Origin of the sequence: Allobosea sp. TWI1241, from assembly GCF_039673065.1 — a bacterium.
Lineage (GTDB): Bacteria > Pseudomonadota > Alphaproteobacteria > Rhizobiales > Beijerinckiaceae > Allobosea.
This window is the reverse complement of the sequence record NZ_JBDJKW010000022.1, coordinates 27,350-53,773: the sequence shown is the minus strand read 5'-3', so window position 1 is coordinate 53,773 and position 26,424 is coordinate 27,350. Positions and strand designations below refer to the sequence as shown.

Below are 26,424 nucleotides of genomic sequence, written 5' to 3'. Positions count from 1 at the left end.
CAGACCATCAACCCGGTCAAACTAACCGGACCAAACGCCCTGTGCTAAACAGTGAAGCGTGGAGGCCGGCCCCGCCAAGCGGCGGCGCCGTCTCGATGGCCGCGTTATAGGGCCCACCATCCGCAGCTGTCAACACGCTTCATGAAGTTTTTTCGACAAATTCGCAGGCGCGCCGAAAAAGCCTCCCGGAGGCGGCTGCGCCGGCGCGCTCAGGCCCTCGAAAACCGGGCTCCTACGTGCGCGCGCGTTAGCTGCTTAGCTGATCGGCCCGCGCTTCCTCTCAACGCGCCGACCGCCATCCGGTTCCCTCAGCCTTCGGTGCATCCGCGGGGCACGCCCGCAAAGGGCCGCATTCGGGCGGCACTACCGGCGCGACGAAGGCGCTTGCGCGGGCGGCCGTCGCCGGGCCCGGATTGCGCGATTGATTCAGGCGCGCCGGACGGGCATCTTCGCGGCGCCCGAGCGAGGGAGACACTGTTCCGCGACGATCATGCCCGGCCCCGGCCGGGTTCCCGCCAGACGACGAGCGGCCCACGGCCAGCCCCGAGTACGATGAACGCCCCACCGGACCTGAGAGAGCCGCATACGCCGCTGACGCCGGAAGCCTCCGCGCTTCTGGTCGATCTTGGCATCGAGCCGCCGATCCAGCCGGCCGGGATGACGCCGGCGGGGCTCGACCGGCGCGGCGTCTCGCTGCGCTGGCTGATGGCCTGCATGTTGGTCGGCTCCAGCGGCGCGGCCCTGCTCGGCGGCGCGATCCTGGTGGCGATGCGCGGCGACACCGGCGTGGCCGAGCGCCCGGAGCCCGTGGTCACCCATCAGAGCACCGCGGCCGGCGGCGGCGCCCGCAAGGGCGACAAGCTCGTCGCCGACCAGCCAGTCTCCTCGGCGCGGCACGAGGCGCGCGCCCCGATGTCCCAGCGCGTCGGCGACCGCGAGGTCATCCGCGTCCGCCCCTATGTCCGTCTGGCCTCGAGCCTGTCGCTGACCAGCGGCGTCTACGCCACCAATATCCCGCCCTTCAATCCGCTGCGCCTCTTCGCCGAGGAATCGCCCGACGCCGAGCGCTATGCCGAGGCGGTCACCGAGATGCCGGACGCCGACGTCTCGATCACCAAGCGCGATCTCGCCGGCATCGCCATACCCGACGGCAAGCCCGACCTCGCCGACGCCGACGTGGTCAAGCAGATGGAGGAGGAGCGCGCCAACCTCGCCGCCAGCAGCCGGCGCGCCGCCCTGCCGATTCCGCCGCAGCTGATGCTGAGCCGCACGCTCGGCCAGAGCGCCGGCGGCGAGACCGGCAACCCGCTTGCCTATGCACCGGCCACCGACACCTCCTTCTCCGGGATCGAGGTGCGCGTCGTGCCGGAGAACGTCACCAACGCCGCCAAGACCCCGATCGCCGCGACGCGCGAGCCCGAGATCGAGGACAAGCTGCTGATCACCAAGCGCGGCGAGAATTTCGAGACGGTGATGCGCAATGCCGGCGCCAGCCGCGAGCAGATCGTCTCGATGATCAGCGCCTTCGGCAACCGGGTGAAGATCGCCGCTTTGCCCGAGGGGCAGGTGCTGCAGGCGCTGTTCGCGCCGGGCCCGCGCCCGGGAGACGGCCGCCAGATCGTGCGTATCGCCCTGCTCGAGAACGGCCAGCCCTCGGCCATGGTCGCGGTCGACGATCGCGGCGTCTTCACGCCGGTCTCGCTGCCGCGGCCGGATGCGGCGGCGGTCGCCGCCCAGCAGCGCCCGCAGGCCGGTGCCGGGGCGGGTGCCGCCGAGGATGAGGACGACGAGGACGAGAGCGACGGCCGCAGCGGCGCGCGCCTCTATGAGAGCCTCTACGAGACCGGCCTGCGCCACGAGCTGCCGCGCCCGCTGATCGAGGATCTGATCCGGATCTTCTCCTATGATCTCGACTTCCAGCAGCGCGTGCGCGCCGGCGACAACATCGAGGTTGTGTTCACCGACGACGAGGGCGAGCGCGCCGAGCTGCTCTCGGCCTCGCTGACGGTCGGCGGCGAGACCCGCACCGTCTACCGCTACCAATCGCCCGAGGACGGGCTGATCGACTATTTCGACCCGGACGGCCGCTCGCTGAAGAAGTTCCTGCTGCGCAAGCCGATCAGCGCCGGCGAGATGCGCTCCGGCTTCGGCATGCGCTACCACCCGATCATGCGCTATTCGAAGATGCACACCGGCGTCGACTGGGCCAACAAGATCGGCACGCCGATCCTGGCCGCCGGCAACGGCACGATCATCAAGGCCGAATGGTCCTCCGGCTATGGCCGGCGCATCGAGATCCAGCACGCCAACGGCTACGTCACCAGCTATTCGCACCAATCGGCCTTCGCCAAGGGCATCGCGCCGGGCGTCAAGGTCCGCCAGGGCCAGGTCATCGGCTTCCTCGGCAATACCGGCCTGTCCACCGGGCCGCATCTGCACTACGAGGTCCTGGTCAACGGCAACTTCGTCAATCCGATGCGGATCAAGGTGCCGCGCGGGCGCGAGCTCGACGGCAAGCTGCTCGCCGAGTTCAAGCGCCAGCGCGACGAGATCCAGGGCCTGATCACCAAGGCCGGCGGGCAGACGGCGCAGCTGCGCTGACCGCATCCACGCTTCCTTTCAGGCCCCTTCGTCGCCCCCGGCCATGCTGACCTCGCTGCTCATCGTCCTGCCCGTCTTCGGCCTGATCGGGCTCGGCTATCTCGCGAGGCGCCTGGCGCTGGTGCGCGACACCACCGGCGACGGGCTCTCCGACTTCGTCTTCGTGCTCGCCATCCCTTGCCTGCTGTTCAAGACGCTGGCGACCGCCAGCTTCCCGCCCGACCAGCCCTGGGGCTACTGGATCTCCTATTTCGCCGCGCTGGGCGTGATCTGGGTGCTGGCGCAGCTGGCGGCGAAGCGCTTCTTCGCGCGCAGCGGCCGCGAGCTGGTGGTCTGCGGCTTCGCCGCCGCCCAGTCCAACACCATGTTCGTCGGCGTGCCGATGATCCTGAAGGCCTATGGCGAGGCCGGCGCGGTGCCGCTCGGCATGCTGCTGGCGATACACCTGCCGGTTACCATGACCATCGCCACCGTGCTGGCCGAGGGCCGCCGCACCTCGGTGCTGCAGTTGCTGCGGCGGCTGTTCTCGCACCCGATCGTCATCGGCATCCTGCTCGGCAGCCTGGCGCGGCCGGTCGCGGGCGCGATTCCCCAGCCGCTCTGGACCATCGTCGACCTGCTGGCGGCGGCGGCGATCCCCTGCGCGCTGATCAGCCTCGGCATCGCCATGCGCCGCTACGGGCTGGCGTCGGGCATCGCGCTGCCGGCCGTGCTGAGCGCGCTCAAGCTGGTGCTGCACCCGCTGCTGGTGCTGCTGCTGGCGACGCGCGTCTTCGCCATGCCGCCGGTATGGTCCGGCGTCGCGGTGCTGTTCGCGGCCTGCCCCTGCGGAATCAACGCCTATCTCTTCGCCGAGCGCTACCGGCAGGGCGTGGCGGAAGCCTCGGGCGCCATCGCCATGTCGACGGTGCTGTCGCTGTTCACCACCGTGATCTGGCTCACCATCCTCGGCGTCGGCTGACGGCGCGCCGGCGATTCACGTGAAACCGAGCCGCGCCCGGATCGCCGCCGGCGTCGCGCCCTCCGCCCGAAGCTCGGCCAAGCTGCGCGAGCCGCGGCTCTTGGCGAGCTTGCGGCCGGCCTCGTCGGTCAGGAGCGGGTGGAAGCGGTAGAGCGGCGTCGGCAGGCCGAGCAGGCGCTGGAGCAGGACATGGATGTCGGTGGCGGCTTCCAGGTCGCGCCCGCGCACGACATGGCTGACGCCCTGCAGCGCGTCGTCAACCACCACGGAGAGATGATAGCTCGTCGGCACCTCGCGGCGCGCCAGCACCGCGTCGCCCCAGCGCGCCGGATCGGCCGCGACCGCCGCGAGCCCGCCCGCATCGTCGAAGTTGCGCCAGCCCAGCGGCCCACCGGGCATGGTGCTCGCCGCGTCGAGTGCTCTGCCCATGGCGAGGCGCAGCACATGCGGCGCGCCGGCGGCGATCCGGGCCGCGGCTTCATCGGGCGCGATGGTGCGGCAGGTGCCGGGATAGAGCGGCGCCCCGTCCGGATCGCGCGGCCAAAGGCGGCCGTCGCCCTCGCGCGCCGCGATCGCGGCCTTCACCTCCTGCCGCGAGCAGAAGCAGGGATAGATCAGCCCCTGCCCCGCCAGCCGCTCCAGCGCGGCGCGGTAATCGTCCAGGTGTTCCGACTGGCGCCGCACCGCGCCGTCGAAGGCGATCCCCAGCCAGGCGAGGTCGTCGCGGACGCCCTGCTCGTAGTCCGGGCGGCAGCGGCCGGGATCGATATCCTCGATCCGCAGCAGCAGCCGCCCGCCGAAGCGGGCGGCCAGCCGCTCGTTCGCCAGCGCCGAGAGCGCATGACCGAGATGCAGCCGGCCGTTCGGGCTCGGCGCGAAACGGAAAACGGGTGGAGACGCGGCCATGGCCTCCTGTCTATGGTTCGCCGCCGGCCGGGCCAAGCCCCGTCCTCCCCGCCAGCCGAGCCAATCTCCATGAGCATCATCGCCAGCGACGCCGATCTCGCCGAGGGCATGGCCGTACTTTCGGCCCGCGATCCGGCCTGGGCGCCGATCATCGCGCGCACCGGCCTGCCGCCCTTGCGCCGGCGCGCGGGCGGCTTCGCCAGCCTGGTGCAGATCGTGGTGTCGCAGCAGCTGTCGGTAGCGAGCGCCCGGGCGGTCTGGGCGCGAACGCAAACCGCCCTCGCGCCGCTGACGCCGGAGGCGATCCTCGCCGCGGACGACGAGGCGATGCGGCTGTCGGGCCTGTCGCGGCCGAAGCAGAAGACGGTGCGGGCGCTGGCCGCGGCGATCGCCGAGGGCCGGCTCGGTCTCGACGGGCTCGCCGGCGCCGAGGCCGACGCCGTGCACCGGGTGCTGACCGCCGTGCCCGGGATCGGCCCGTGGACCGCAGACGTCTATATCCTGATCTGCCTCGGCCATCGCGACGGCTTCGCCGCCGGCGACCTCGCCGTGCAGGAGGCGGCGCGCCTCGCCTTCGCCCTGCCCGCCCGGCCGAAACCGGCCGAACTCGCGGCGCTGGCGGAAGGCTGGCGCCCCTGGCGGGGCGTCGCGGCCCGGCTGCTCTGGGCCTATTACGCGGCGCTCAAGGCCCGCGAGGGCCTGGACGCCTGAGCGGTCAGCCGCGCAGGGCGGCGAGCGCGCCCTGCGCCGCGGTGCGCAGGAAGGAGGTGTCGCTCATCAGCGTGACGAGGCGGGCGCCCGCGGCGAGGCCGGCACGGGCCCGCTCGGCCGAAGCCGCATAGAAGGCGACCGGCTTGTTGACCGCATTGGCGCGCGAGACGATGTGGCGCAGCGCGTCGTCGACCTCCTTGGCGCCGGCATCGACGCTGGCGCCGCCGGAGAGCGCGATCGACAGGTCGGAGGGGCCGACGAAGAGCGCGTCGATGCCCTCGAGCGCCAGGATGTCGTCGACGATCGCCATCGCCTCGCGGGTCTCGATCATCGCGAACGTCATCGAGAAGCTGTTGGCCTCGCGCAGATAGCCGTTCATGTCGAGGCCGGATGCGCCGAGGCCGCCATAGCTGCCCCAGCTGCGTTCGCCCATCGGCGGGTACTTGGCATAGGCCGAGAGCCGGCGCGCATCCTCGATCGTGTTGATCATCGGCGCGATCACGCCGGAGGCGCCGGAATCGAACAGCTTCGAGACGTTCTGGAACTCGCCGACCGGGATACGGGCCAGCGCCGGCTTGCCGGCGGCGTTGATCAGCGGGATCGCCCGGATCGTCTCGGCCAGCGTGATCGGGCCGTGCTGCATGTCGAGGGTGACGCAGTCGAAGCCTTCCTGCGCCAGGATGCCGGCGATGGCCGGGTCGGGCAGGCCGCACCAGGCCGAAACCAGCGTATCGCCCCGCGACAGGCGGTGGGCGAGCGAGGACAGGACGGTCGGCTTGGCGGTCATGGTCTGGGGTCTTCCGGTTTCGAGGCCGACGAAACTGGCGGACCGGCCGGGGAAAGGCAAATCCACCGGCATGCTTCAGGCTCGCGGGAGCCTTGCGATTCCCGCGAGGCCGGATGGCGGCTCAGCGGCCGGCCTGGATCTCTTCGGCGGCGCGGATCAGGAGCTCCTGCATGACGCGGCGCAGCTCGGCCTCCGGCACCGCGACGTTCGCGGCGGCGAAATCGGCCGCGACCTTGCGCAGCACGTCGTCGTCGCCGGCCTCCTCGAAATCGGCCAGCACCACCGCCTTGGCATAGGCCTCGGCCTCGCTGCTGCTCTTGCCGAGCTTCTCGGCGGCCCAGAGGCCGAGCAGCTTGTTGCGGCGCGCCGTCGCCTTGAAGCGCAGCTCCTCGTCATGCGCGAACTTGTTCTCGAAGGCGTCCTTGCGCTGGTCGAAGCTCATGGCGGTTCCTCTCCTCGGCGCGGCCCGTGGCCGGTCGGTGCTGATGGCCTTCCGGATATAGATCGCCGGGGGGCGGGCGGCTAGGGGCGCGCGGGCCGGCCGCCCGCGACGCTTCCGGGCCGAGCGCTTCAGGGCCATGGCCGGTCTGCGCCGGGAGCCGGCGGAGTTTGTTGCGTTTGCAGCGCGAAAGGGCCATATAGCGCGAGCGTGGCACGCTCTTCGGAACCGTACGCGCAAGAACCAGCCGGACCGGCGCGCCAAGGATCGAACTCGAAAGAGCAACGGGATTGCGCGAGAGCGTGCTGAACAGGGCCATGATCCCGCCGCGGGCGACCGCGACCAGAGAGAGGCCGACCCTTTGGATTTTCTCAAGCCACGGTACATCCCGATGAATCGCCGCCGTCGCATTTACGAAGGCAAGGCGAAGGTCCTCTATGAAGGACCCGAGCCCGGAACGCTGATCCAGCATTTCAAGGACGACGCGACCGCCTTCAATGCCAAGAAACATGAGGTGATCGACGGCAAGGGCGTCCTGAACAACAGGATCTCCGAGCACATCTTCACCAACCTCAACGATATCGGCGTGCCGACGCATTTCATCCGCCGGCTGAACATGCGCGAGCAGCTGATTCGCGAGGTCGAGATCATTCCGCTCGAGGTGGTGGTCCGCAACGTCGCGGCCGGCTCGCTCTCGACGCGCCTCGGCATCGAGGAAGGCACGCAGCTGCCGCGCTCGATCATCGAGTTCTACTACAAGAACGACGCGCTCAACGACCCGATGGTGTCGGAAGAGCACATCACCGCCTTCGGCTGGGCGACGCCGCAGGAGATCGACGACATCATGGCGCTGGCCATTCGCGTCAATGATTTCCTCTCCGGCCTCTTCCTCGGCGCCGGCATCCGCCTCGTCGACTTCAAGATGGAGTGCGGGCGGCTCTGGGAAGGCGACATGATGCGCATCGTCGTCGCCGACGAGATCAGCCCCGATTCCTGCCGGCTCTGGGACATCAAGTCGAAGGACAAGATGGACAAGGACCGCTTCCGCCGCGACATGGGCGGGCTGATCGAGGCCTATACCGAGGTCGCGCGCCGGCTCGGCATCATCGGCGAGAACGAGAACCCGGGCACCTCCGGGCCCCGCCTCGTGCAGTGATCCCGGCAGCGGCCGCGATGAGAGACACCGGACGGGGGCGCACGCGCTCCCGTTTGCGTTTCGGCGCGCTGGCGCTCGGCCTCGTGCTGCTCGCCGGCTGCGCCGATCATTTCGGCCCCGGCCTCGTCCAGCTCGCCGCCGGGCGCGGCTGGGAGCCGCTGCCGATCCGCAACTGGGTGGTCAACGAGGGCATCACGCCGAAAGCGATGGTGTTCTGCCCGCCGCAGGACTGCATCCGCCCCGGCGTCACCGCGCTGCTCAGCTTCGAGGGCCACGAGGCGGCGGAGCTGGAGCGCGCACTGGCGCTCGACCCCGCCCGTCTGGCACGCGCCTTCGCGCGCAAGGCAGGCGGCAAGGCGAAAGCGAAGACGCCGGAGGCCAGCACGACCCGCGTCACCCGCTTCAATCTCGACGGCGCCAAGGGCATCCAGGTCGACATCCGCGCCAAGGAAGGCGACCGCCTCGCCTCGACCGCCATCCTCTACGGCCGGCGCGACAAGGCCACGCTCGACCTCGCCATCGCCGTCACCACCGAATCCGCGGCCGCGCGCGACTATGCGCGCGCCACCTGGGAAAGCCGCTGAGTCCCGCCACCGGTTGAGCCGCCGTCGATTCGCGGCTAAGTCAGCGCCACACATCGCCCGGAGATCACGATGAAAGCCCGCGTCACCGTCACCCTCAAGACCGGCGTGCTCGACCCGCAGGGCAAGGCGATCGAGGGCGCGCTCGCCTCGCTCGGCATCGATGGCGTCGGCTCCGTGCGCCAGGGCAAGGTCTTCGACATCGAGCTCGCCGGCAGCGACCGCGCCGCCGCCGAAGCCATGCTCAAGACCGCCTGCGAGAAGCTGCTCGCGAACACGGTGATCGAGAACTACAGCATCGAGATCGGGGCCTGACCGCGATGCGCGCCGCCGTCATCACCTTTCCCGGCTCGAACCGCGAGGGCGACGTCGCCCGGGCGCTGAGACAGGCCGGCGCCAGCGTCTCGCATGTCTGGCACGCCGACAGCGCGCTGCCGGCCGGCACCGACCTCGTCGTGCTGCCCGGCGGCTTCTCCTATGGCGACTATCTGCGCTGCGGCGCGATCGCCGGCCGCGCCAACATCATGGACGCCACCCGCGCCCATGCCGAGCGCGGCGGCCTGGTACTCGGCATCTGCAACGGCTTCCAGATCGCCTGCGAGGCCGGGCTGCTGCCGGGCGTGCTCGCCCGCAACGCCGACCTGAAATTCGTCTGCCGGCGCCAGCACCTCAAGGTCGAGCGCGCCGACACCGCCTTCACCTCGGCCTATCGCCCGGGCCAGGTCATCGACGTCTGCATCGCCCATGGCGAAGGCAACTATGTCTGCGATCCCGAAACGCTGGCGCGGCTCGAGGGCGAAGGCCTCGTCGCCTTCCGCTATTGCGACGCGCAAGGCACGGTCGACGCCGCCGCCAACCCCAACGGCTCGCTCAACGGCATCGCCGGGATCTATTCGGCGAACCGCAACGTGCTCGGCCTGATGCCGCATCCGGAGAACCTGATCGACGGCCTCGTCGGCGGCACGGACGGGCGCGGCATGTTCGAGAGCCTGGTCGGGGCGCTCAAGGCGGCCTGAGCCCGCACGCCTCATCGCGAGCACGACATCATGCCCGGGCTCGTCCCGGGCATTTTTCGTTGGTCGGGGGGGCGGCCTGGCGGGAGGCCGCGGCCTCACTTGGCCAGCGCGGTGGCCCTGGCCAGCAGGCGCGAAGCGGCCGCACCGTCGAGCGGGCCGACATGCTTCTCGACGATGCGCCCGTCGGGTCCGATCAGGAAGGTCTCCGGCACGCCGTAGACGCCCCATTCGATCGCGGCGCGACCCTCGCGGTCGACGCCGACCGCCGAATAGGGATTGCCGAGCGCGCCGAGGAAGCGCCGGGCGTTCTCGGCCTCGTCCTTGTAGTTGAAGCCGAGCACCGCGACCTTGCCCTGCCTGACGGCGGGCGCCTCGGCCAGCGCCATCAGGAAGGGATGCTCGACCCGGCAGGGCGCGCACCAGCTCGCGAAGACGTTGACGATGCTGGCTCGGCCACCGGCGAGATCGGCCATGGCGAAATTCGGCACCGCCGCGCCGTCGCGCTGCAGGCCCTCCAGCGCGGCGAGCCTGACCGCCGGGGCCGGCTTGCCGATCAGCGCCGAGGGCACGCGGCTGGCGCTGCCCGAGAACAGCCCGGCCATGAAGACGAGGGTCAGCGCCCCGAACACCAGCAGCGGCGCGGCGTAGAGCCAGGGCGAGCGCCGCACCGGCGCGATCTCGGCGGGCTGGCTCATGGCGTGCTCATGGCGTGGCGCTCCGGGCGGGACGGCGGCCGGCGCCGCGCTCCTCCAGGGCGGCCAGCGCCCGCCGCTGCACGCGCCGGTCGCGCAGGATCGCCAGCGTCAGCGTGCCGAGCACCAGCACGGCCGCGGCATAGGAGGCGAGGATGTAGCCGCCATGGGGCCCGAGCGCCGCGATCATGATGCGGCCTGCAGGGCTAGGCGGTCGAGCCGCTCGGCCTCGAAGATCATCAGCGTGCGCACGCGCCGGCGCGTGATCTCGGCCTGCATCGCCGCCAGGTGCAGCGAGAGCGCGCCCAGGGTGAAGCCGAGCGCCACGATCAGCAGCGGCCAGAGCATCGAGGCGTGGATGGTCGGCCCGCCGAGCCGCAGCACCGAGGCGGGCTGGTGCAGCGTGCTCCACCAGTCCACCGAGAACTTGATGATCGGCACGTTGACGAAGCCGACCAGCGTCAGGATCGCCACCGCCCGGCCGGCGCGGCTCGGCTCGTCGAGCGCGCGGCGCAGCGCCATCACGCCGAGATAGACCAGCAGCAGCACCAGCATCGAGGTCAGCCGCGCGTCCCAGACCCAGTAGGTCCCCCACATCGGCTTGCCCCAGAAGGAGCCGGTGAGCAGGCAGACCAGCGCGAAGCAGGCGCCGATCGGCGCCGCCGCCTGCTGCGCCACATCGGCCAGCGGGTGGCGCCAGACCAGCACGCCAAGCGCCGAGAGCGCCATCATCGAATAGAACATCATCGCCAGCCAGGCGGCCGGCACATGGATGTACATGATGCGGATGGTCTCGCCCTGCTGGTAATCGGCCGGAGCCGAGAACCAGGCGAGATAGAAGCCGACGACGAGCAGAAGCACCGCCGCCGCCGCCGTCCAGGGCAGCAGCGCGGCCGAGTAGCGCATGAAGCGCGCCGGATTGGCCAGTTCGGTCAGGCTAGCCATGGCTGCGGAGCGTCGCCCTGTTCTTCATTCGACGAGCCAGCATGTAGCAACCGGCGGCCCGGCCCACAATCGCCACGCGTCGGCTGCGACGATGAGGGCGCGCGCCCCGTACCTAGTCCGGCTGGCGCAGGCCGGCGGCGGCGGCGAGGCAGCCGACCGCGGCCGCGCCGAGCGACAGCGCCGCCAGGATCAGCAGCGGGCTCTCCAGCCGCATGCCGCCCAGCGCCGCATTGGCGGCCGAGACGCCGAAGATCAGCACCGGCACCGCCAGCGGCGCCACCAGGATCGGCAGGATCAGCCCGCCGCGGCGCAGATTCGCGGTCAGCGCCGCGCAGGCGGCGCCGATGAAGCTGAGCGCCGGCGTGCCGAGCAGCAGGCTCGCGGTCAGCGGCAGGATCGCCTCGGCCGGCAGCGCCACCAGCAGGCCGAGCACCGGCGCCGCCAGCGTCAGCGGCAGGCCGGTGGTCAGCCAGTGCGCCGCCGCCTTGGCCAGCACCACCGCCTCCAGCGGCAGGGGCGAGGCGCGCAACAGGTCGAGCGAGCCGTCCTCCTCGTCGGCGTGGAACAGCCGGTCGAGGCCGATCAGCGTCGCCAGCAGCGCGCCGAGCCAGAGGATCGCCGGGGCGATGCGCGAGAGCAGGTTGAGATCGGGCCCGAGCGCGAAGGGGATCAGCACCACGAGCGTCAGGAAGAAGACCAGCGCCAGCTCGCCGCCGCCGCCGGCACGGCCTGCCAACGCGAGATCGCGCCTGAGGATGGCGAGAAAGGCGCTCCTCACGGCCCGATCCTCACTTCGCGCGTGCCGTCGAGCCCGAGCGGCCCGTGCGTCGCGGCCAGGATCGCGCCGCCGCGGGCGAGATGGGCGCGCATCAGCCCGGCGAGCATGGCCTGCGAGGCGAGGTCGAGCGCCGCGGTCGGCTCGTCGAGCAGCCAGAGCGGCCGGCTCGCCACCAGCAGCCGCGCCAGCGCGACGCGCCGGCGCTGCCCGGCCGAGAGATAGCCGACCGGCAGCGCCGCCACATGCGGCAGGCCGATCACGGCCAGCGCCGCCTCCGGCTCGGCGCCGGGCGAGCCCAGCACGTCACGGGCGAAGCGCAGGTTCTCCAGCGCGGTCAGCGCCGTCTTCAGCCCGTCGCGATGGCCGACCAGATGCACGGCCTCGGCCAGCGGCATGTCGCCGAGCCCGTCGAGCCGCAGGGTCCCGGCCTCGGGCCGCAGCCGGCCGCAGAGCATGGCGATCAGGCTCGACTTGCCGGCGCCGTTGCGCCCGGTCAGCGCGATCGCCTCGCCGCCGGCCAGAGTGAAGCCGAGATCGGCGAAGATCAGCCGCCCGCCGCGCCGGCAGGCGAGGCCCTCGGCACCGAGGACGAAGGGCTGGAAGGCTGTCTGTGTCACGCCGGTCATCTCGCTCGCGCATCGATATCCCGTCGCCGCGCGCATATCGAGCCTGTAGCGGGCTTCTTGGAATTGATCTATAGAGCCGCTGGCTACGCCGCACGCCGATCCGGCGCGGGGCTCGGGCACTCCCGGGGCGGCGAGCGCGTCAAGCGCATCAGGCCTTCGACCGGACGCTCCTCGCAGAACGTCCGGCTCGCGACCGCAACCCCTTGATCAGGATGTAAGCCGCCATGGCCTCGCTCGATTCCTTCAAATGCCGCCGGACGCTGACCGCCGACGGCCGCACCTACACCTATTATTCGCTCCCCGACGCCGAGAAGAACGGCCTGCCGGGCATTTCCCGCCTGCCCTTCTCGATGAAGGTGCTGCTGGAGAACCTGCTGCGCTTCGAGGATGGCCGCTCGGTCACCAAGGCCGACATCGAGGCCTTCGTCTCCTGGCTCGACGACAAGGGCAAGGCCGGCAAGGAGATCGGCTTCCGCCCGGCGCGCGTGCTGATGCAGGACTTCACCGGCGTTCCGGCGGTGGTCGACCTCGCGGCGATGCGTGACGGCGTCAAGGCGCTCGGCGGCGACCCGCAGAAGATCAACCCGCTCGTGCCGGTCGACCTGGTGATCGACCATTCGGTGATCGTCGACGAGTTCGGCTCGCCCAAGGCCTTCGCCAAGAACGTCGAGCTGGAATACGAGCGCAACGCCGAGCGCTACAAGTTCCTGAAATGGGGCCAGGGCGCCTTCGACAACTTCCGCGTCGTCCCGCCCGGCACCGGCATCTGCCACCAGGTCAACCTCGAATACCTCGCCCAGACGGTCTGGACCCGTTCCGAGACCATCGACGGGCAGGAGGTCGAGGTCGCCTATCCCGACACGCTGGTCGGCACCGATTCGCACACCACCATGGTCAACGGCGTCGCCGTGCTTGGCTGGGGCGTCGGCGGCATCGAGGCCGAGGCCGCGATGCTCGGCCAGCCGCAGTCCATGCTGATGCCCGAGGTGATCGGCTTCAAGCTGACCGGCGCGCTGAAGGAAGGCATCACCGCCACCGACCTGGTGCTGACCGTCACCCAGATGCTGCGCAAGAAGGGCGTCGTCGGCAAGTTCGTCGAGTTCTTCGGCCCCGGCCTCTACAACCTGACGCTGGCCGACCGCGCCACCATCGCCAATATGGGCCCGGAATACGGCGCCACCTGCGGCTTCTTCCCGGTCGACGCCGAGACGGTGGACTATCTCACCGTCACCGGCCGCAGGCCCGAGCGCATCGCGCTGGTCGAGGCCTATTCCAAGGCGCAGGGCCTGTTCGCCACCCCCGAGACGGCCGATCCGGTCTTCACCGACACGCTCGAGCTCGACCTCGGCACGGTGCAGCCTTCCATGGCCGGCCCGAAGCGTCCGGAAGGCCGCGTCGATCTCTCGGCGGTCAAGGCCGGCTTCGCCGCCGCCATGGACAGCGACTACAAGAAGGGCGCCGAGATCGCCCGCCGCGTGCCGGTCGAGGGCGAGGATTTCGACCTCGGCCATGGCGACGTGGTGATCGCCGCGATCACCTCCTGCACCAACACCTCCAACCCCTCGGTGCTGATGGCGGCGGGCCTGCTCGCCCGCAACGCCGTGGCCAAGGGGCTGACGGTGAAGCCCTGGGTCAAGACCTCGCTCGCCCCCGGCTCGCAGGTCGTGGCGGAATATCTCGCCAAGGCCGGCCTGCAGGAAGACCTCGACGCGCTCGGCTTCAACCTGGTCGGCTTCGGCTGCACCACCTGCATCGGCAATTCCGGCCCGCTGCCGGCGCCGATCTCGAAGACCATCAACGAGAAGGGCCTGATCGCGGGCGCCGTCATCTCCGGCAACCGCAACTTCGAGGGCCGCGTCTCGCCGGACGTACAGGCGAACTACCTCGCCTCGCCGCCGCTGGTCGTCGCCTACGCGCTCGCCGGCTCGGTCCAGATGGACCTGACCACCGAGCCGCTCGGCACGGGCTCGGACGGCAAGCCGGTCTACCTGAAGGACATCTGGCCCTCCAACAAGGAGATCCAGAGCTTCATCCAGCAGAACGTCACCCGCGAGATCTTCGAGGCGAAATACGCCGACGTCTTCAAGGGTGACGAGCACTGGCAGGCCGTCGACGCGCCGCAGAGCGAGACCTATGCCTGGGACGATTCCTCGACCTATGTGCAGAACCCGCCCTATTTCCGCGGCATGAGCAAGACGCCGGCGCCCGTCACCGACATCGGCGGCGCCCGCATCCTCGGCCTATTCGGCGACAAGATCACCACCGACCACATCTCGCCGGCCGGCTCGATCAAGGCCGCCTCCCCGGCGGGCCAGTACCTGACCGAGCACGGCGTCGCGGTGGCCGACTTCAACCAGTACGGCACCCGCCGCGGCAACCATGAGGTGATGATGCGGGGCACCTTCGCCAACATCCGCATCCGCAACCACATGCTCGGCCCGAACGGGCGCGAGGGCGGCTACACCATCCACTATCCGAGCAAGGAAGAGCTGCCGATCTACGACGCCGCTATGCGCTACCAGGCGGAAGGCGTGCCGCTGGTGATCTTCGCCGGCGTCGAATACGGCAACGGCTCCTCGCGCGACTGGGCGGCCAAGGGCACCAACCTGCTCGGCGTCAAGGCCGTGATCGCCCAGAGCTTCGAGCGCATCCACCGCTCGAACCTGGTCGGCATGGGCGTCGTGCCCTTCACGCTGCAGGAGGGCACCAGCTGGGCCTCCCTCGGGCTGAAGGGCGACGAGCGCGTCAGCATCCGCGGCCTCGCCAACGTCAAGCCGCGCCAGATGATGGAAGCCGAGATCACCTATGCCGACGGCACGGTGAAGACGGTGCCGATCCTCTGCCGCATCGATACGCTCGACGAGATCGACTACTTCCGCAACGCCGGCATCCTGCACTACGTGCTGCGCGGCCTCGCCGCCTGAGCCGGGCGTTCGCGTCGCCAACACGCCCGGGCCGGCAACGGCCCGGGCGTTCTGCCGTCCCCCTGCCGGGGCCGGTTGTCCAATCCCGTCCCGGGGTGTAAGGGGGCGGGCACAGCCATCCTCGGCGGACGGCTTGGGGCAGGCGCGGTCAACCCGCGCCCGGATGTCGGCCGCCGCAATCCTTCACGACGGGAGCACCCGCATGTCCGCCACGTTCGAGACGGTCGCCGGTATCATTTCGGAGACCAGCGACATTCCGCGCGAGAAGATCACGCCCCAGAGCCACGCCATCGACGATCTCGGTATCGATTCGCTGGCCTTCCTCGACATCGCCTTCGCGATCGACAAGGCCTTCGGCATCAAGCTGCCGCTCGAGCAGTGGACCCAGGAGGTCAACGAGGGCAAGGCGCCGGCCGAGCAGTATTTCGTCCTCGAGAATCTCTGCAAGCGCATCGACGACCTCGTCGCCGCCAAGGCCGCCTGAGGCGCTGCCTTCCGGACACGGCCCGCGGGCCGTGCCCACGCCCGGCCTTGAGCCTTGCCGGCGCAACCGATAGATCAGCTAGCGTAAGCGCCGCGGCGCGGGCCCCTGCCCCGCCGATGCCGGCGCTGGAACGGTTGGGACCGCATGCGCCTCGAATATTTCGACATGATCGACACGGTCGCGAGCTTCCTGCCCGCGGAGAAGCGCATCGTCACCCGCTCGACCGTGCCGTCCGAAAGCCCGGTCTTCGAGGGCCATTTCCCCGGCCACCCGCTGGTGCCGGGCGTTCTGCTCACCGAGACCATGGCCCAGGCCTCCGGCTATCTCCTGCTCGGGCTCAACAAGCTCGCCCAGATGCCCTTCCTGATGACGGTCGACAAGGCGCGCTTCCGCACCTTCGTCGAGCCGCGCACCGAGCTCGAGACCAGCGCCGAGCTGGTGATCGAAGGCTCGGGCTACGCGGCGACGCGCGCGAAGATCACCGCGGGCGGCAAGCCGGTCTGCGACGCCGAGCTGCGCTTCCGCCTGATGCCCTTCCCCGCCGACATGCGCGTGCTAATGGAAGCGCGCCTCACCGCGGTCGGCCTGACAACGGAAGCCGCCTGACATGCGCCGCGATGTCGTCATCACCGGTATCGGTCTCGTCTCCAGCCATGGCGAGGGCGCTGCCGCCCATGCCCGCATCCTCGCAGACGGCACCGCGCCGATCGTCGACGCCGCCGGCTTCGCGCCCTATCCGGTGCATCCGCTGGCGCCGCTCGAACTCGACCGCCAGATCCCCAAGAATTCCGACCAGCGCCAGATGGAGCCGTGGCAGCGCCTCGGCGTCTACGCCGCCGGGCTCGCGCTCGACGATGCCGGGCTGAAGGAGGACGTAGAGGCCAAGTCGGAGATCCAGGTCATCGTCGCCGCCGGCGGCGGCGAGCGCGACCACGCAGCCGACTCCGCCATCCTGACCGGGCTGCGCGACGCCGCCAGCCCCGGCGCCTTCCTGAACGAGCGGCTGATGGGCGATCTGCGCCCGACGCTGTTCCTCGCCCAGCTCTCCAACCTGCTCGCCGGCAACATCGCCATCGTGCACGGCATCACCGGCCCCTCGCGCACCCTGATGGGCGAGGAGCAGGCCGGCGTCGATGCGGTGCGCACCGCCCATGCCCGCATCGCGGCCGGCCAGTCCGAGCTGATGCTGGTCGGCGGCGCCTACAATGCCGAGCGCCGCGACATGCTGCTGCTCTTCGAGCTCGGCGGCTTCCTGCGCACCGGCGGCTACGCCCCGGTCTTCGCCCGCGAGGATGCGCCGGGCATGATCACCGGCAGCGCCTCGGCCTTCCTGGTGCTGGAATCGGCGGAGCGCGCCCGGGCGCGCGGCGCCACGATCCATGCCCGCCTCGCCGATGTCGGCGCCGGCCGCACCCGCCGCGCCGCCGGCGACGTCACCGCCTCGCTCGGCCGCCTGATCGCCGGCCTCGGCCCGGTCGCCGCCGGCGCGCTGGCGATCTCCGCCGCCACCGGCTGCGCCGGCGCCACCGCCGAGGAGGCCGCGGCCATCGCCGCGGCGCTTCCCGCAGGCCGCCGCATCGCCACCGGCGACGTGGTCGGCCATGCGGTCGAGGCCGCCTTCCCCCTCTCCGTCGCGCTCGCCGCCGCGGCCCTGGCCGACGGCCAGGCCGGCGAGGCCCTCGTCACCGGCGCCGGGCACTGGCGCGGCGAAGGCGCGGCGCGCCTCGTCCGGGCCTAAGGAGGCATCATGAGCTCACCCCATCGCGACAGCCACGGCCGGCCGATCGTCGCCGTCACCGGCCTCGGCATCGTCACCTCGCTCGGCCAGGGCAAGGACGCCAACTGGGACGGCCTGACCGCCGGGCGCTCGGGCATCCACCGCATCGAGCGCTTCCCGACCGAGGGCCTTCGCACCACCATCGCCGGCACGGTCGACTTCCTGTTCGACAGGCCCTTCGCCGCGCCGGAACTCTCCGAGAAGCTGGCGACGCTCGCCGCCGAGGAGGCCGTCGGCCAGAGCGGGCTCGGCGCCGCGGGCGACTTCCCCGGCGAACTGTTCATGGCGGTGCCGCCCGTCGAGATGGAATGGCCGCAGAAGCAGGCGCTCGCCACGGTGATCGACGGCGACGCCGATTACGATGCGCTGCTGCGCGAGGCCGCGAGCCGCGACCATCGCCCGCTGCACGAGCTCTTCCTGTTCGGCGGCGTCGCCGAGCACATCGCCGACCGTTTCGGCACCCGCGGCTCGCCGATCTCGCTCTCGACCGCCTGCTCCTCGGGCGCGACCGCGATCCAGATGGGCGTCGAGGCGATCCGCCGCGGCGAGACGCAGGCCGCCCTGTGCATCGGCACCGACGGCTCGGTCCATGCCGAGGCGCTGATCCGCTTCTCGCTGCTCTCGGCCCTGTCGACCCAGAACGACCCGCCGGAAGCCGCGTCCAAGCCCTTTTCCAAGAACCGCGACGGCTTCGTCATGGGCGAGGGCGCCGGCGCGCTGGTGCTCGAGGATTACGACCACGCCCTGGCGCGCGGCGCCACCATCCTCGGCGTCGTCGCCGGCTGCGGCGAGCGGGGCGACGGCTTCCACCGCACCCGCTCCAGCCCGGACGGCAAGCCGGCGATCACCGCGATGCGCGAGGCGCTGGCCGATGCCGGGCTGACCCCGGACGATGTCGACTACATCAACGCCCACGGCACCTCGACGCCCGAGAACGACAAGATGGAGGCGATGAGCTGCACCGCCGTCTTCGGCGAGCGTATGGCCAGCCTGCCGATCTCCTCGAACAAGTCGATGCTCGGCCACACCCTGACCGCCGCAGGCGCCGTCGAGGCGGTGATCTCGCTCCTGACCATCGCGCGCAGCCGCATCCCGCCGACGATCAACTACCACCAGCCCGATCCGTCGATCCCGCTCGACGTGGTGCCGAACCAGGCGCGCGTCGCCAGCGTCCGCACCGTGCTGTCGAACTCCTTCGGCTTCGGCGGCCAGAACACCTGCCTCGTCCTCACCGCCGCCCCGGAGCACGCATGACCCGGATTCTCGTCACCGGCGGCGCCAAGGGCGTCGGCGCCGCCATCGTCCGCGCTTTGGCCTCCGCCGGCCACGACGTCGACTTCACCTATCGCTCCTCGGGCGACCAGGCCCAGGCGCTCGCCGCCGAGATCACCGAGGCGCTGCCGGGCCGCACCATCCGCGCCCTGCCGCTCGATCTCTCCGACAAGGACGGGCTCGACGCCTTCTGCGAGCGCTGGGAGGGCGAGAGCTGGTTCGGCCTGGTCCACAACGCCGGCCAGCCCTACGACACGCTCGCCGCCATGCTGTCGCAGGACAAGGCGGAAGCGACCATGCAGGTCAATTTCTGGGCCTTCACCCGCCTGGCCAAGAGCCTGATGCGCGGCATGCTGCGGGCCCGCTCCGGCCGCATCGTCGCGATCGGCTCGGTGGCGGCGCTGCGCGGCAACCCCGGCAACGCGGCCTATGCCGCGTCCAAGGGCGCGCTGATCTCTTATGCCAAGACGCTGGCCGTCGAGACCGCCAAGCGCGGCGTCACGGTCAACATCGTGGCGCCGGGCTTCGTCGACACCGACATGATGACGCCCTATGCCGCCTATCGCGAGCGCATGGAGACGCAGATCCCCTCTGGCCGCTTCGCCAAACCGGAGGAGGTCGCGGGCCTCGTCACCTTCCTGATGAGCAAGCCCGCCGCCTACATCACGGGCACCGTCCTGCCGATCGACGGCGGGCTGACCACCCATCTCGGCGTCCACCGCTAGGCGCCCCGCGCCCGCGCTTCACGTGAAACAGGCCGGCGGACGGCCCGAGGCTCGCGCCTCCCCTGTCCGCCCCCGTCCGAAAGGCTGCCCTCCCCGATGCTCTCGCTCCAGCTCCACGGCGACCGCGACCTCCGTCTCGAACAGATCGAGCCGCCGCCGCCGCCCGCCGCCGGCGAGGTGCAGATCCGCGTGCGCGCGGTCGGGCTGAACTATCTCGACCTCTGGGGCTTCCGCGGCATGGCCTTCGCCAAGCGCAAGCTGCCGCAGGCGGCCGGCGTCGAGGCGGCCGGCGAGGTCGTGGCGGTCGGCGAGGGCGTCACCCGCGTCCGGGCCGGCGACACCGTCACCATGTACGGCGCCGAGACCTGCGGCCATTGCAAGGCCTGCCGCGAGGGCCGCGACAATCTCTGCGAGAACGTCGCCGGCATCATGGGCTTCCACATCGACGGCTTCGCCCGCGAGCTGATCAACCGGCCGGAGCGGCTGGTGATCAAGGCCCCCGCCGGCGTCTCCTTCGAGGAGGCGGCCTGCGCGCCGATCGGCTTCGGTACCGTCCAGCACATGCTGTTCGACAATGCGCGGCTCGAGCCCGGCGAATCCGTACTGGTCCATGCCGGCGGCTCCGGCATCGGCACCGCCGCCATCCTGATGGCCAAGGCGATCGGCTGCACCGTCTTCACCACGGTCGGCGACGACGAGAAGGGCGCCAAGGCCAAGGCGCTGGGCGCCGACCACGTCATCAACTATCGCGAGGACCGCTTCGAGGGCGTGGTGCGCAAGCTGACCGGGCGCAAGGGCGTCGACGTGGTCTTCGAGCATGTCGGGGCCGACACCTGGAACGGCTCGCTGCTCTGCCTGAAGCGCGGCGGCCGCCTCGTCACCTGCGGCGCCACCTCCGGCCCCTCCGCCTCGATCAACCTGATGCAGCTCTTCCAGCAGCAATACCGCATCACCGGCTCCTTCGGCTGCCGGATGGAGAACATCGCCCAGGCGCTGGAGAAGATGGCCGGCGGCATGAAGCCTGTGATCGATTCGGTGTTCCCGCTGGCACAGTTCGCCGACGGGCTGGCCCGGATCGAAGGCCGCAAGGTCTTCGGCAAGGTCATCGTCACGCTCTGACCGCAGCGCCGCCGGCCCGCGCGACTTGACGGGCCGGCCGCAATCCAGCAAGTCCCGCGAGCGCGGTCCGGCCCGGTTTCCGCGCCGGATCAGGCGGATATCGGCAAGTTGAGACGACTGAAACATCTCGCGACGCGCGCCGGCGCGGCGGTCATGATCGTGCTGGTGCGCGCGGTCTTCGGCTTCCTGCGCCTGCTCGGCCCGGAACGCGCCTCGGATCTCGGCGGGGCGCTGCTACGCGGCGTCAGCCCGCTGATCCCGGTCAACCGCGTCGCCTACGCCAATATCCGCGCGACCTTTCCCGAGATGCCGCAAGCGGAGGTGCGCCGCATCGCCCGCGGCGCCTGGGAGAATCTCGGCCGCACCGTCGCCGAATACGCCCATCTCAAGGCGCTGTTCGACTATGACTACGCCAATCCCGATCCGAACGGCCGCATCGAGGTCGCGGGCATCGAGCACTTCATCGCGCTCAAGGACGACGACCGGCCCGGGCTGATCTTCTCGGCCCATCTCGGCAACTGGGAGCTGCCGGCGATCTGTGCCGCGACCTACGATCTCGAGACCACCGCCGTCTTCCGCGCCCCCAACGATCCGGCGATCGCCGCCGTCGTCCACGAGATCCGCTCCGGCGCCATGGGCGGCCTCGCCGCCGCCAAGCCCGGCGCCGCCTTCGCCATGCAGGGCGTGCTGGAGGAGGGCGGCCATCTCGGCATGCTCATCGACCAGCATTTCACCCGCGGCGTGCTGGTGCCCTTCCTCGGGCGGCCGGCGCTGACCAATCCGATCCTCGGCAAGTTCGCCCGGCGCTTCGAATGCCCGGTGCACGGGGTGCGCGTCGTGCGCCTGCCCGGGCGGCGCTTCCGCATCGAGCTGACCCCGCCGCTCGACCTGCCGCGCGATGCCGGCGGCGAGATCGACGTGCAGGGCGCGATGGCGATGATGACCGCCGTGGTCGAGGGCTGGGTGCGCGAGCATCCCGAACAATGGCTCTGGATGCACCGGCGCTGGCGCCCCAACCTGATCGCGGAAGAGGCCCTCGCACGATATCGCGAGCGCCCGCCCGTCTCCCCCGCCTTCAAGGCAACGTGATTTCCAAGTGAGCGCGGGATATCGCTTTTGGTAAGGGGTCGGCAGTAAGCTGGCGCCCGGGTCAGAACAGATGTCCGTCCGCAACAGCCTCCTCCTCGCCTTCGCCGTGCTGGCAGCCGCCGGCACCGGCGCGTCCGCGCAGCAAGCGGGCCAGCCCGCGCGCGCCGACGCCGCGCCGAAGGCCGTGCTCGAGCTGTTCACCAGCCAGGGCTGCTCCTCCTGCCCGGCCGCCGACGCGCTCTTCGTCGAGCTCGCCCGCGATCCCGAGCTGGTGACGCTGACCTTCCCCGTGACCTACTGGGACTATCTCGGCTGGAAGGACACGCTCGGCCAGGACGGCTTCACCAAGCGCCAGAAGCGCTATGCCAAGGCGCGCGGCGACGGCCAGGTCTACACCCCCCAGGCGATCGTCAACGGCGGCGGCCACATCGTCGGCTCCGACCGCAAGGCGCTCGACGCCGCGGTGCACGAGCAGGCGGCGCGCGGCTTCCCGGTCAGCATCCGCCCGGCCCGCGAGGGCGGCACGCTCACCTTGAGCCTGAGCCCGGGCAGCGACCCGGCGGCGCTTGCGCCGGCAGGCGTCTGGATGCTGGCGCTGTCGCGCAGCGTCACCGTGCCGATCGAGCGCGGCGAGAACTCCGGCAAGACGGTGACCTACACCAATGTCGTGCGCGGCATGACCCGCATCGGCGACTGGACGGGCGAAGCGGCGGTGCTCACCGTCGCGCTGGAGACCGTGCGCCGGCCCGAGGCGGACGCCTATGTCGTGCTGGTGCAGAGCGACCAGCCGCGCCCCGGCGGCGGCCCTGTCCTGGGCGCGACGCGCAGCGCCGCTCTGCCCTGACCGTCAGCGCGGCGGATCGGCGGCCTCGCCGCCGGCCGAGCGCCCGGCCACCAGCCAGTAGACCAGCCCGGTCACCGCCCCCACCAGCACCAGCGCCGAGATCACGCGCGTCTCCGACAGGGTCGGCACGCGCGACAGGCCGAGCATGCCGAGCGGCACCAGCGCCGCCAGCAGCCCGGTCGCGCCGGTCTGGATCAGGCCGCTGCGCAGCCGGAACACCTCGCTGGCGATCGCCACCAGCAGCACGGGCGCGACCAGCACGCCGAAGCCAAGCCGGCCGAGCAGCGAGACGGTCGCCTGCGCCATCGGCGTCGGGTCGTAGCCGCTCTCGGCCAGGGCGAAGAGCGTGGCGAACAGGTGTTCGAAGCCGCCGCCGATCAGCAGCGCGAATTCGGGGGAGACGGCGGCCGCCAGCATCAGCGCGAGCAGCCCCGCCCCCATCGCGAGCAGCAGGGCGAAGGGGATCAGCAGCAGCCAGCGCAGCATGGCGGGCTCAGCCGGCGAGCGCGGCCGGGGCAGCGGCCTCGCCCTGCTCCAGCATCAGCCGGGCGCGGGCGGAGAGCTTCTCGGTCTCGCTCTTGAGCTGGCCGCAGGCGGCGAGGATGTCGCGGCCGCGCGGCGTGCGCACCGGCGAGGCGTAGCCCGCCCGGAAGACGATCTCGGAGAAGCGCTCGATCCGGTCCCAGTCCGAGCACTCGTAGCGCGTGCCGGGCCAGGGATTGAACGGGATCAGGTTGATCTTGGCCGGGATGCCCTTGAGCAGGCGCACCAGCTCGCGCGCCTCCGCGTCGGAATCGTTGACGCCCTTCAGCATCACGTATTCGAAGGTGATGCGGCGCGCATTCGACAGGCCGGGATAGTTGCGGCAGGCGTCGAGCAGCTCGGCGATCGGGTATTTGCGGTTGAGCGGCACCAGCTCGTTGCGCAGCTCGTCGCGCACCGCGTGCAGCGAGATCGCCAGCATCGTGCCGGTCTCCTCGCCGAGCGGCGCGATCTGCGGCACCACGCCCGAGGTCGAGACGGTGATGCGCCGGCGGCCGAGCGAGAGGCCCTGATCGTCGCTGATCACGCCGATCGCCTCGCGCACGCCGTCAAAATTGTAGAGCGGCTCGCCCATGCCCATGAAGACGATGTTCGAGACGAAGCGCCCGCCATCGTTCGGCACGAAGGCGCCGTCCGGGGCGCTGCGGTTCGGGAAATCGCCGAGCCGGTCGCGCGCCACCATGAACTGGGCGACGATCTCCTCGGTCGTCAGGTTGCGCACGAGGCGCTGGGTACCGGTGTGGCAGAAGGTGCAGTTCAGCGTGCAGCCGACCTGGCTGGAGACGCAGAGCGTGCCGCGATCGACCTCGGGGATGTAGACGCACTCGATCTCGGCACCGCGGTCGTGCGGGCCGGTCGGAGCCATGCGCAGCAGCCATTTGCGGGTGCCGTCGGAGGAGACCTGCTCGGCGGTGACCTCGGGCAGGTCGAGCGTGAAATGCTCGGCCAGCGCGGCGCGCAGGCCCTTGCCGATCGTGGTCATCGTGGCGAAGTCGCGCACGCCGTAGAAATAGATCCAGTTCCAGAGCTGGCCGACGCGCATGCGCCGCTCCTTCTCGGGAATGCCGATCTCGGCGAGCGCCTGGTCGAGGCCGGCGCGCGTGCGGCCGACCAGCGACGGCCGGCGCGGAACGGATGCGACCGCCGGAGCGGCGGCGTCAGCGAGGATGGAGGTCATCGGAACTCGGCTCGAAACGGGCGGTCGCGCCCGGAATTGGCCGCCTCATAGCACGAGAGCGGCCATTCGCGAAATCGGCCGGAGCGCCGGGGGCGTCGGCAAGCCTGCGGGCAGGCCTGCTCGCAGGCTACTTGCAAGACTACTTGCAGGCGTCCTCGGCCCGCTTGACCACCTGCGACACGCCGGCGAGCGAATACTTGTCGCTGGTCGGGTTGTTGCGCTTGGAGGTGCCCTTGATCTCGAGCGTGGCGCCGCGGCGCATCGCGTCGAGCATGCGGGCCTCTTCGGCCGGGTTCTTCAGCCACATGTTCTGACCCTTGGCGACCAGCGCGAAGCGCTCCTCGCCGATGATCGCCTGATGGTCGACGTTTTCCTTGAGGTCGAAATTCATCACCAGGCTGATCTCGTTGCGCACGCCTTCGGCGGGGCGCGTCGAGACGAACAGCAGGCCGTCGACGTCCTTGAGATTGGCCGGCACGCGGCTCTCGGCCTTGGCCAGGGCGTAGCAGACCTTGGAGCGGCCCTGCTGCGAGGAGAAGGCCTGCCATTTGCCGGCGCTCTCGAGCAGCAGCGCCTGCCCCTGGCCGCTGGCGGCGCGCTGGGCCGTCGCGGGGCCGGCCGTCGCCAATACGGCAAGACCGAACAGGAGCGCCGCCGAGATGGAACGGACGGGCGCGGCGAAAGCAGGGATGCGAATCATGGGTCGCTACTAGCCACCAGAAACCTTAACGCCGGATGGAGACTGAGCGGATCGGCATCGGTCGTCCCTGGCGCGCCGATAAGGATGTCACGATCCTGGCGAAAATGCGAATGGCGGCCGGAGGGCCGCCACGCGCCGGTGGACAAGCGCGGTCAGGTATCCACCTGAAGACGCGCCCTCAGAGCCCGTCGAGCGTCTCGCGGGCCCGTTCGTGGTGCTCCGGCGTGATCGAGCTGGCGACCGCGGTGATCGCGGCGGCGATCACCGCGGCATCGTCGGTGAAGCCGAACAGCGGCACCAGATCGGGAATGGCATCGACCGGCAGGACGAAATAGCCGAGCGCCGCCAGCAGCGTCATCCGCACCGCCCGCGGCGTCGCCGGATCGCGCGCGCAGTACCAGGCGGCGAGCAGGTCTCCGGCGAAGGGCACGCGCTTGCCGACGCGCTTCAGCAGCGCCATCAACTCGGCACCGAAGCGCTTCTCATCGCGCAGGCTGCGCCGGATCGCCTCCATCTCCTCAGGCGTGAAACGCTGGCCGAACTCGGCGCTCTCGCTCATTCCATCCTCTCCCTGGCGCCACGCGGATCGTGCGCCGTCTCGAGGGGATAATGTGGTTCGATGGGCGGGCGTGCACAAGGGATGCGGGGGAAACGCGCTTGGAGGCGGGCGCGCAGGCCTCTAAACCCTGTGGTCGCGGTCAAACGCCAATGCATCTGCCAAGGGAAGCGCCATGAAGCTCGATTCCTCGCTCGCCGCCATCGTGACCGGCGGCGCCTCAGGCCTCGGTGAAGGCACCGCCCGCATGCTGGCGGCCCAGGGGGTCAAGGTCGCCCTGCTCGACCTGAACGCCGAGCGCGGCGAGGCGATCGCCGCCGAGATCGGCGGCGTGTTCTGCCGCTGCGACGTCACCAGTGAGGACTCGGTCGACGCCGCCCTGGCCCAGGCCCGCGCCGCCCATGGCGTCGCCCGCATCGTCGTCAACTGCGCCGGCATCGCGCCCGGCCGCCGCGTCGTCTCGAAGAAGCGCGACACGGGCGAGCTCGTCGCCCACGACACCGCCTCCTTCGAGAAGGCGATCGCGATCAACCTGACCGGCACCTTCCGCGTCGTCGCCAAGTCGGCGGTGGCGCTGGCGGGACTGGACCCCATCACTGCCGATGGCGGGCGCGGGGTCTTCGTCTGCACCGCCTCCGTCGCCGCCGAGGACGGCCAGATCGGCCAGGCCGCCTATGCCGCCTCCAAGGCCGGCGTCGCCGGCATGACCCTGCCGATCGCCCGCGACCTCGCCCAGCTCGGCATCCGCATCGTCACCATCCTGCCCGGCCTGTTCGAGACGCCGATGTTCGCCGGCCTGCCGGACGAGGCGCGCCAGTCGCTGGCGGTCTCGGTGCCGCATCCCTCGCGCCTCGGCCGGCCCGACGAATATGCCGCCCTGGTGAAGAGCATCGTCGAGAACGACATGCTGAACGGCGCCACGATCCGCCTCGACGGCGCGATCCGCCTGGCGCCGAAGTAAAAGCCCTCTCCAGCCGTCGTTCCGGGACGCCCGACGGGCGGACCCGGAATGGCA

At 70.8% G+C, this 26,424-nt stretch carries 29 protein-coding genes; 17 read left to right on the top strand and 12 right to left on the bottom strand.

Annotated features, from left to right (window positions below):
* Positions 1 to 552 precede the first annotated feature (552 nt).
* Positions 553 to 2,601, top strand: a complete 2,049-nt coding sequence (locus tag ABE438_RS19590) for a M23 family metallopeptidase (RefSeq protein ID WP_346504359.1) — start codon at positions 553 to 555, stop codon at positions 2,599 to 2,601.
* A 43-nt stretch (positions 2,602 to 2,644) separates the two neighbouring features.
* Positions 2,645 to 3,562 carry an AEC family transporter gene (locus tag ABE438_RS19585; RefSeq protein ID WP_346504358.1) on the top strand — a complete coding sequence of 306 codons (918 nt, stop codon included), beginning with the start codon at positions 2,645 to 2,647 and terminating at the stop codon, positions 3,560 to 3,562.
* A gap of 15 nt (positions 3,563 to 3,577) precedes the next feature.
* Here the strand turns inward: ABE438_RS19585 and gluQRS are convergent, their stop codons facing one another.
* The gene (gene gluQRS, locus ABE438_RS19580) at positions 3,578 to 4,468 is read right to left on the bottom strand and encodes a tRNA glutamyl-Q(34) synthetase GluQRS (RefSeq protein ID WP_346504357.1); all 891 of its coding nucleotides are present in this window, start codon (positions 4,466 to 4,468) and stop codon (positions 3,578 to 3,580) included.
* 69 nt (positions 4,469 to 4,537) lie between these two features.
* Between gluQRS and ABE438_RS19575 the strand changes: the two genes are divergently transcribed.
* Complete coding sequence (locus tag ABE438_RS19575; RefSeq protein WP_346504356.1) at positions 4,538 to 5,179, top strand: DNA-3-methyladenine glycosylase family protein; 642 nt, start codon at positions 4,538 to 4,540, stop codon at positions 5,177 to 5,179.
* A gap of 4 nt (positions 5,180 to 5,183) precedes the next feature.
* Here the strand turns inward: ABE438_RS19575 and ABE438_RS19570 are convergent, their stop codons facing one another.
* Positions 5,184 to 5,966 carry an HpcH/HpaI aldolase family protein gene (locus ABE438_RS19570; protein ID WP_346504355.1) on the bottom strand — a complete coding sequence of 261 codons (783 nt, stop codon included), beginning with the start codon at positions 5,964 to 5,966 and terminating at the stop codon, positions 5,184 to 5,186.
* A 121-nt stretch (positions 5,967 to 6,087) separates the two neighbouring features.
* Entirely contained in the window at positions 6,088 to 6,408 is a 321-nt protein-coding gene (locus ABE438_RS19565) for a DUF1476 domain-containing protein (protein WP_346504354.1), read from the bottom strand.
* Positions 6,409 to 6,766: 358 nt separating this feature from the next.
* Here ABE438_RS19565 and purC point away from each other — a divergent pair, with 358 nt between their 5' ends.
* The 4 genes from purC to purQ all read left to right on the top strand — a co-directional run bounded on the left by purC (position 6,767) and on the right by purQ (position 9,158).
* Positions 6,767 to 7,561: a phosphoribosylaminoimidazolesuccinocarboxamide synthase gene (gene purC, locus ABE438_RS19560; protein WP_346504353.1), complete on the top strand. Its 795-nt coding sequence runs from the start codon at positions 6,767 to 6,769 to the stop codon at positions 7,559 to 7,561.
* Between the two features lie 17 nt (positions 7,562 to 7,578).
* On the top strand, positions 7,579 to 8,145 hold the full coding sequence (locus tag ABE438_RS19555; protein WP_346504352.1) for a hypothetical protein: 567 nt from the start codon (positions 7,579 to 7,581) through the stop codon (positions 8,143 to 8,145).
* 69 nt (positions 8,146 to 8,214) lie between these two features.
* A complete protein-coding gene (gene purS / locus ABE438_RS19550) occupies positions 8,215 to 8,457 on the top strand; it encodes a phosphoribosylformylglycinamidine synthase subunit PurS (protein ID WP_346504351.1) in 243 nt (80 codons plus the stop codon).
* Positions 8,458 to 8,462: 5 nt separating this feature from the next.
* Entirely contained in the window at positions 8,463 to 9,158 is a 696-nt protein-coding gene (gene purQ / locus ABE438_RS19545) for a phosphoribosylformylglycinamidine synthase subunit PurQ (protein ID WP_346504350.1), read from the top strand.
* A gap of 95 nt (positions 9,159 to 9,253) precedes the next feature.
* On the opposite strand, the gene ABE438_RS19540 is transcribed toward purQ, so the two are convergent.
* From ABE438_RS19540 to ccmA, 5 genes are all read right to left on the bottom strand, one after another.
* A complete protein-coding gene (locus ABE438_RS19540) occupies positions 9,254 to 9,853 on the bottom strand; it encodes a DsbE family thiol:disulfide interchange protein (protein WP_346504349.1) in 600 nt (199 codons plus the stop codon).
* Between the two features lie 7 nt (positions 9,854 to 9,860).
* Positions 9,861 to 10,040, bottom strand: a complete 180-nt coding sequence (gene ccmD / locus ABE438_RS19535) for a heme exporter protein CcmD (protein WP_346504348.1) — start codon at positions 10,038 to 10,040, stop codon at positions 9,861 to 9,863.
* Entirely contained in the window at positions 10,037 to 10,795 is a 759-nt protein-coding gene (locus tag ABE438_RS19530) for a heme ABC transporter permease (RefSeq protein ID WP_346504347.1), read from the bottom strand. The genes ccmD and ABE438_RS19530 overlap by 4 nt, the downstream gene beginning before the upstream one ends.
* 112 nt (positions 10,796 to 10,907) lie before the next feature.
* On the bottom strand, positions 10,908 to 11,573 hold the full coding sequence (ccmB, locus tag ABE438_RS19525; protein ID WP_346504346.1) for a heme exporter protein CcmB: 666 nt from the start codon (positions 11,571 to 11,573) through the stop codon (positions 10,908 to 10,910).
* The gene (ccmA, locus tag ABE438_RS19520; protein WP_346504345.1) at positions 11,570 to 12,190 is read right to left on the bottom strand and encodes a heme ABC exporter ATP-binding protein CcmA; all 621 of its coding nucleotides are present in this window, start codon (positions 12,188 to 12,190) and stop codon (positions 11,570 to 11,572) included. Before ccmA ends, ccmB begins: the two co-directional genes overlap by 4 nt.
* Positions 12,191 to 12,423: 233 nt before the next feature.
* Here ccmA and acnA point away from each other — a divergent pair, with 233 nt between their 5' ends.
* The 9 genes from acnA to ABE438_RS19475 all read left to right on the top strand — a co-directional run bounded on the left by acnA (position 12,424) and on the right by ABE438_RS19475 (position 22,433).
* Entirely contained in the window at positions 12,424 to 15,123 is a 2,700-nt protein-coding gene (acnA, locus tag ABE438_RS19515) for an aconitate hydratase AcnA (RefSeq protein WP_346504344.1), read from the top strand.
* 202 nt (positions 15,124 to 15,325) lie between these two features.
* Positions 15,326 to 15,607 (top strand): acyl carrier protein, encoded by a 282-nt coding sequence (locus tag ABE438_RS19510; RefSeq protein WP_346504343.1) that lies wholly within the window; start codon positions 15,326 to 15,328, stop codon positions 15,605 to 15,607.
* A 144-nt stretch (positions 15,608 to 15,751) separates the two neighbouring features.
* The gene (locus ABE438_RS19505) at positions 15,752 to 16,213 is read left to right on the top strand and encodes a 3-hydroxyacyl-ACP dehydratase FabZ family protein (protein WP_346504342.1); all 462 of its coding nucleotides are present in this window, start codon (positions 15,752 to 15,754) and stop codon (positions 16,211 to 16,213) included.
* Position 16,214: 1 nt separating this feature from the next.
* Complete coding sequence (locus tag ABE438_RS19500) at positions 16,215 to 17,345, top strand: beta-ketoacyl-ACP synthase (protein WP_346504341.1); 1,131 nt, start codon at positions 16,215 to 16,217, stop codon at positions 17,343 to 17,345.
* Positions 17,346 to 17,354: 9 nt separating this feature from the next.
* Entirely contained in the window at positions 17,355 to 18,638 is a 1,284-nt protein-coding gene (locus tag ABE438_RS19495) for a beta-ketoacyl-ACP synthase (RefSeq protein WP_346504340.1), read from the top strand.
* Positions 18,635 to 19,381: an SDR family NAD(P)-dependent oxidoreductase gene (locus ABE438_RS19490; protein WP_346504339.1), complete on the top strand. Its 747-nt coding sequence runs from the start codon at positions 18,635 to 18,637 to the stop codon at positions 19,379 to 19,381. Before ABE438_RS19495 ends, ABE438_RS19490 begins: the two co-directional genes overlap by 4 nt.
* 96 nt (positions 19,382 to 19,477) lie before the next feature.
* A complete protein-coding gene (locus tag ABE438_RS19485; RefSeq protein WP_346504338.1) occupies positions 19,478 to 20,500 on the top strand; it encodes a zinc-binding dehydrogenase in 1,023 nt (340 codons plus the stop codon).
* A gap of 153 nt (positions 20,501 to 20,653) precedes the next feature.
* Entirely contained in the window at positions 20,654 to 21,589 is a 936-nt protein-coding gene (locus tag ABE438_RS19480) for a lipid A biosynthesis lauroyl acyltransferase (protein WP_346504360.1), read from the top strand.
* A gap of 70 nt (positions 21,590 to 21,659) precedes the next feature.
* Positions 21,660 to 22,433, top strand: coding sequence for a DUF1223 domain-containing protein (locus tag ABE438_RS19475; protein WP_346504337.1), 774 nt, complete (start codon positions 21,660 to 21,662; stop codon positions 22,431 to 22,433).
* Between the two features lie 3 nt (positions 22,434 to 22,436).
* Here ABE438_RS19475 and ABE438_RS19470 read toward each other — a convergent pair whose 3' ends face one another.
* From ABE438_RS19470 to ABE438_RS19455, 4 genes are all read right to left on the bottom strand, one after another.
* A complete protein-coding gene (locus ABE438_RS19470; RefSeq protein WP_346504336.1) occupies positions 22,437 to 22,919 on the bottom strand; it encodes a hypothetical protein in 483 nt (160 codons plus the stop codon).
* Between the two features lie 7 nt (positions 22,920 to 22,926).
* A complete protein-coding gene (gene rlmN, locus ABE438_RS19465; protein WP_346504335.1) occupies positions 22,927 to 24,153 on the bottom strand; it encodes a dual-specificity RNA methyltransferase RlmN in 1,227 nt (408 codons plus the stop codon).
* Between the two features lie 139 nt (positions 24,154 to 24,292).
* On the bottom strand, positions 24,293 to 24,853 hold the full coding sequence (locus tag ABE438_RS19460) for a hypothetical protein (RefSeq protein WP_346504334.1): 561 nt from the start codon (positions 24,851 to 24,853) through the stop codon (positions 24,293 to 24,295).
* Between the two features lie 178 nt (positions 24,854 to 25,031).
* Complete coding sequence (locus ABE438_RS19455; protein ID WP_346504333.1) at positions 25,032 to 25,412, bottom strand: YkvA family protein; 381 nt, start codon at positions 25,410 to 25,412, stop codon at positions 25,032 to 25,034.
* A gap of 172 nt (positions 25,413 to 25,584) precedes the next feature.
* Between ABE438_RS19455 and ABE438_RS19450 the strand changes: the two genes are divergently transcribed.
* On the top strand, positions 25,585 to 26,370 hold the full coding sequence (locus tag ABE438_RS19450; RefSeq protein ID WP_346504332.1) for an SDR family NAD(P)-dependent oxidoreductase: 786 nt from the start codon (positions 25,585 to 25,587) through the stop codon (positions 26,368 to 26,370).
* The last annotated feature ends 54 nt before the right edge of the window (positions 26,371 to 26,424 follow it).

Coding starts and splice junctions, on each gene's coding strand:
- ABE438_RS19585 (WP_346504358.1), top strand. CDS start 2,645: ATGCTGACCTCGCTGCTCATCGTCCTGCCCGTCTTCGGCCTGATCGGG.
- ABE438_RS19505 (WP_346504342.1), top strand. CDS start 15,752: ATGCGCCTCGAATATTTCGACATGATCGACACGGTCGCGAGCTTCCTG.
- ABE438_RS19510 (WP_346504343.1), top strand. CDS start 15,326: ATGTCCGCCACGTTCGAGACGGTCGCCGGTATCATTTCGGAGACCAGC.
- ABE438_RS19530 (WP_346504347.1), bottom strand. CDS start 10,795: ATGGCTAGCCTGACCGAACTGGCCAATCCGGCGCGCTTCATGCGCTAC.
- ABE438_RS19565 (WP_346504354.1), bottom strand. CDS start 6,408: ATGAGCTTCGACCAGCGCAAGGACGCCTTCGAGAACAAGTTCGCGCAT.
- ABE438_RS19485 (WP_346504338.1), top strand. CDS start 19,478: ATGCTCTCGCTCCAGCTCCACGGCGACCGCGACCTCCGTCTCGAACAG.
- purQ (WP_346504350.1), top strand. CDS start 8,463: ATGCGCGCCGCCGTCATCACCTTTCCCGGCTCGAACCGCGAGGGCGAC.
- rlmN (WP_346504335.1), bottom strand. CDS start 24,153: ATGACCTCCATCCTCGCTGACGCCGCCGCTCCGGCGGTCGCATCCGTT.
- purS (WP_346504351.1), top strand. CDS start 8,215: ATGAAAGCCCGCGTCACCGTCACCCTCAAGACCGGCGTGCTCGACCCG.
- ABE438_RS19590 (WP_346504359.1), top strand. CDS start 553: ATGAACGCCCCACCGGACCTGAGAGAGCCGCATACGCCGCTGACGCCG.
- ccmD (WP_346504348.1), bottom strand. CDS start 10,040: ATGATCGCGGCGCTCGGGCCCCATGGCGGCTACATCCTCGCCTCCTAT.
- ABE438_RS19540 (WP_346504349.1), bottom strand. CDS start 9,853: ATGAGCCAGCCCGCCGAGATCGCGCCGGTGCGGCGCTCGCCCTGGCTC.
- ABE438_RS19570 (WP_346504355.1), bottom strand. CDS start 5,966: ATGACCGCCAAGCCGACCGTCCTGTCCTCGCTCGCCCACCGCCTGTCG.
- ABE438_RS19475 (WP_346504337.1), top strand. CDS start 21,660: ATGTCCGTCCGCAACAGCCTCCTCCTCGCCTTCGCCGTGCTGGCAGCC.
- ABE438_RS19470 (WP_346504336.1), bottom strand. CDS start 22,919: ATGCTGCGCTGGCTGCTGCTGATCCCCTTCGCCCTGCTGCTCGCGATG.
- ABE438_RS19455 (WP_346504333.1), bottom strand. CDS start 25,412: ATGAGCGAGAGCGCCGAGTTCGGCCAGCGTTTCACGCCTGAGGAGATG.
- ABE438_RS19495 (WP_346504340.1), top strand. CDS start 17,355: ATGAGCTCACCCCATCGCGACAGCCACGGCCGGCCGATCGTCGCCGTC.
- ABE438_RS19480 (WP_346504360.1), top strand. CDS start 20,654: ATGATCGTGCTGGTGCGCGCGGTCTTCGGCTTCCTGCGCCTGCTCGGC.
- ABE438_RS19555 (WP_346504352.1), top strand. CDS start 7,579: ATGAGAGACACCGGACGGGGGCGCACGCGCTCCCGTTTGCGTTTCGGC.
- ABE438_RS19500 (WP_346504341.1), top strand. CDS start 16,215: ATGCGCCGCGATGTCGTCATCACCGGTATCGGTCTCGTCTCCAGCCAT.
- gluQRS (WP_346504357.1), bottom strand. CDS start 4,468: ATGGCCGCGTCTCCACCCGTTTTCCGTTTCGCGCCGAGCCCGAACGGC.
- ABE438_RS19490 (WP_346504339.1), top strand. CDS start 18,635: ATGACCCGGATTCTCGTCACCGGCGGCGCCAAGGGCGTCGGCGCCGCC.
- acnA (WP_346504344.1), top strand. CDS start 12,424: ATGGCCTCGCTCGATTCCTTCAAATGCCGCCGGACGCTGACCGCCGAC.
- ABE438_RS19450 (WP_346504332.1), top strand. CDS start 25,585: ATGAAGCTCGATTCCTCGCTCGCCGCCATCGTGACCGGCGGCGCCTCA.
- ABE438_RS19460 (WP_346504334.1), bottom strand. CDS start 24,853: ATGATTCGCATCCCTGCTTTCGCCGCGCCCGTCCGTTCCATCTCGGCG.
- ABE438_RS19575 (WP_346504356.1), top strand. CDS start 4,538: ATGAGCATCATCGCCAGCGACGCCGATCTCGCCGAGGGCATGGCCGTA.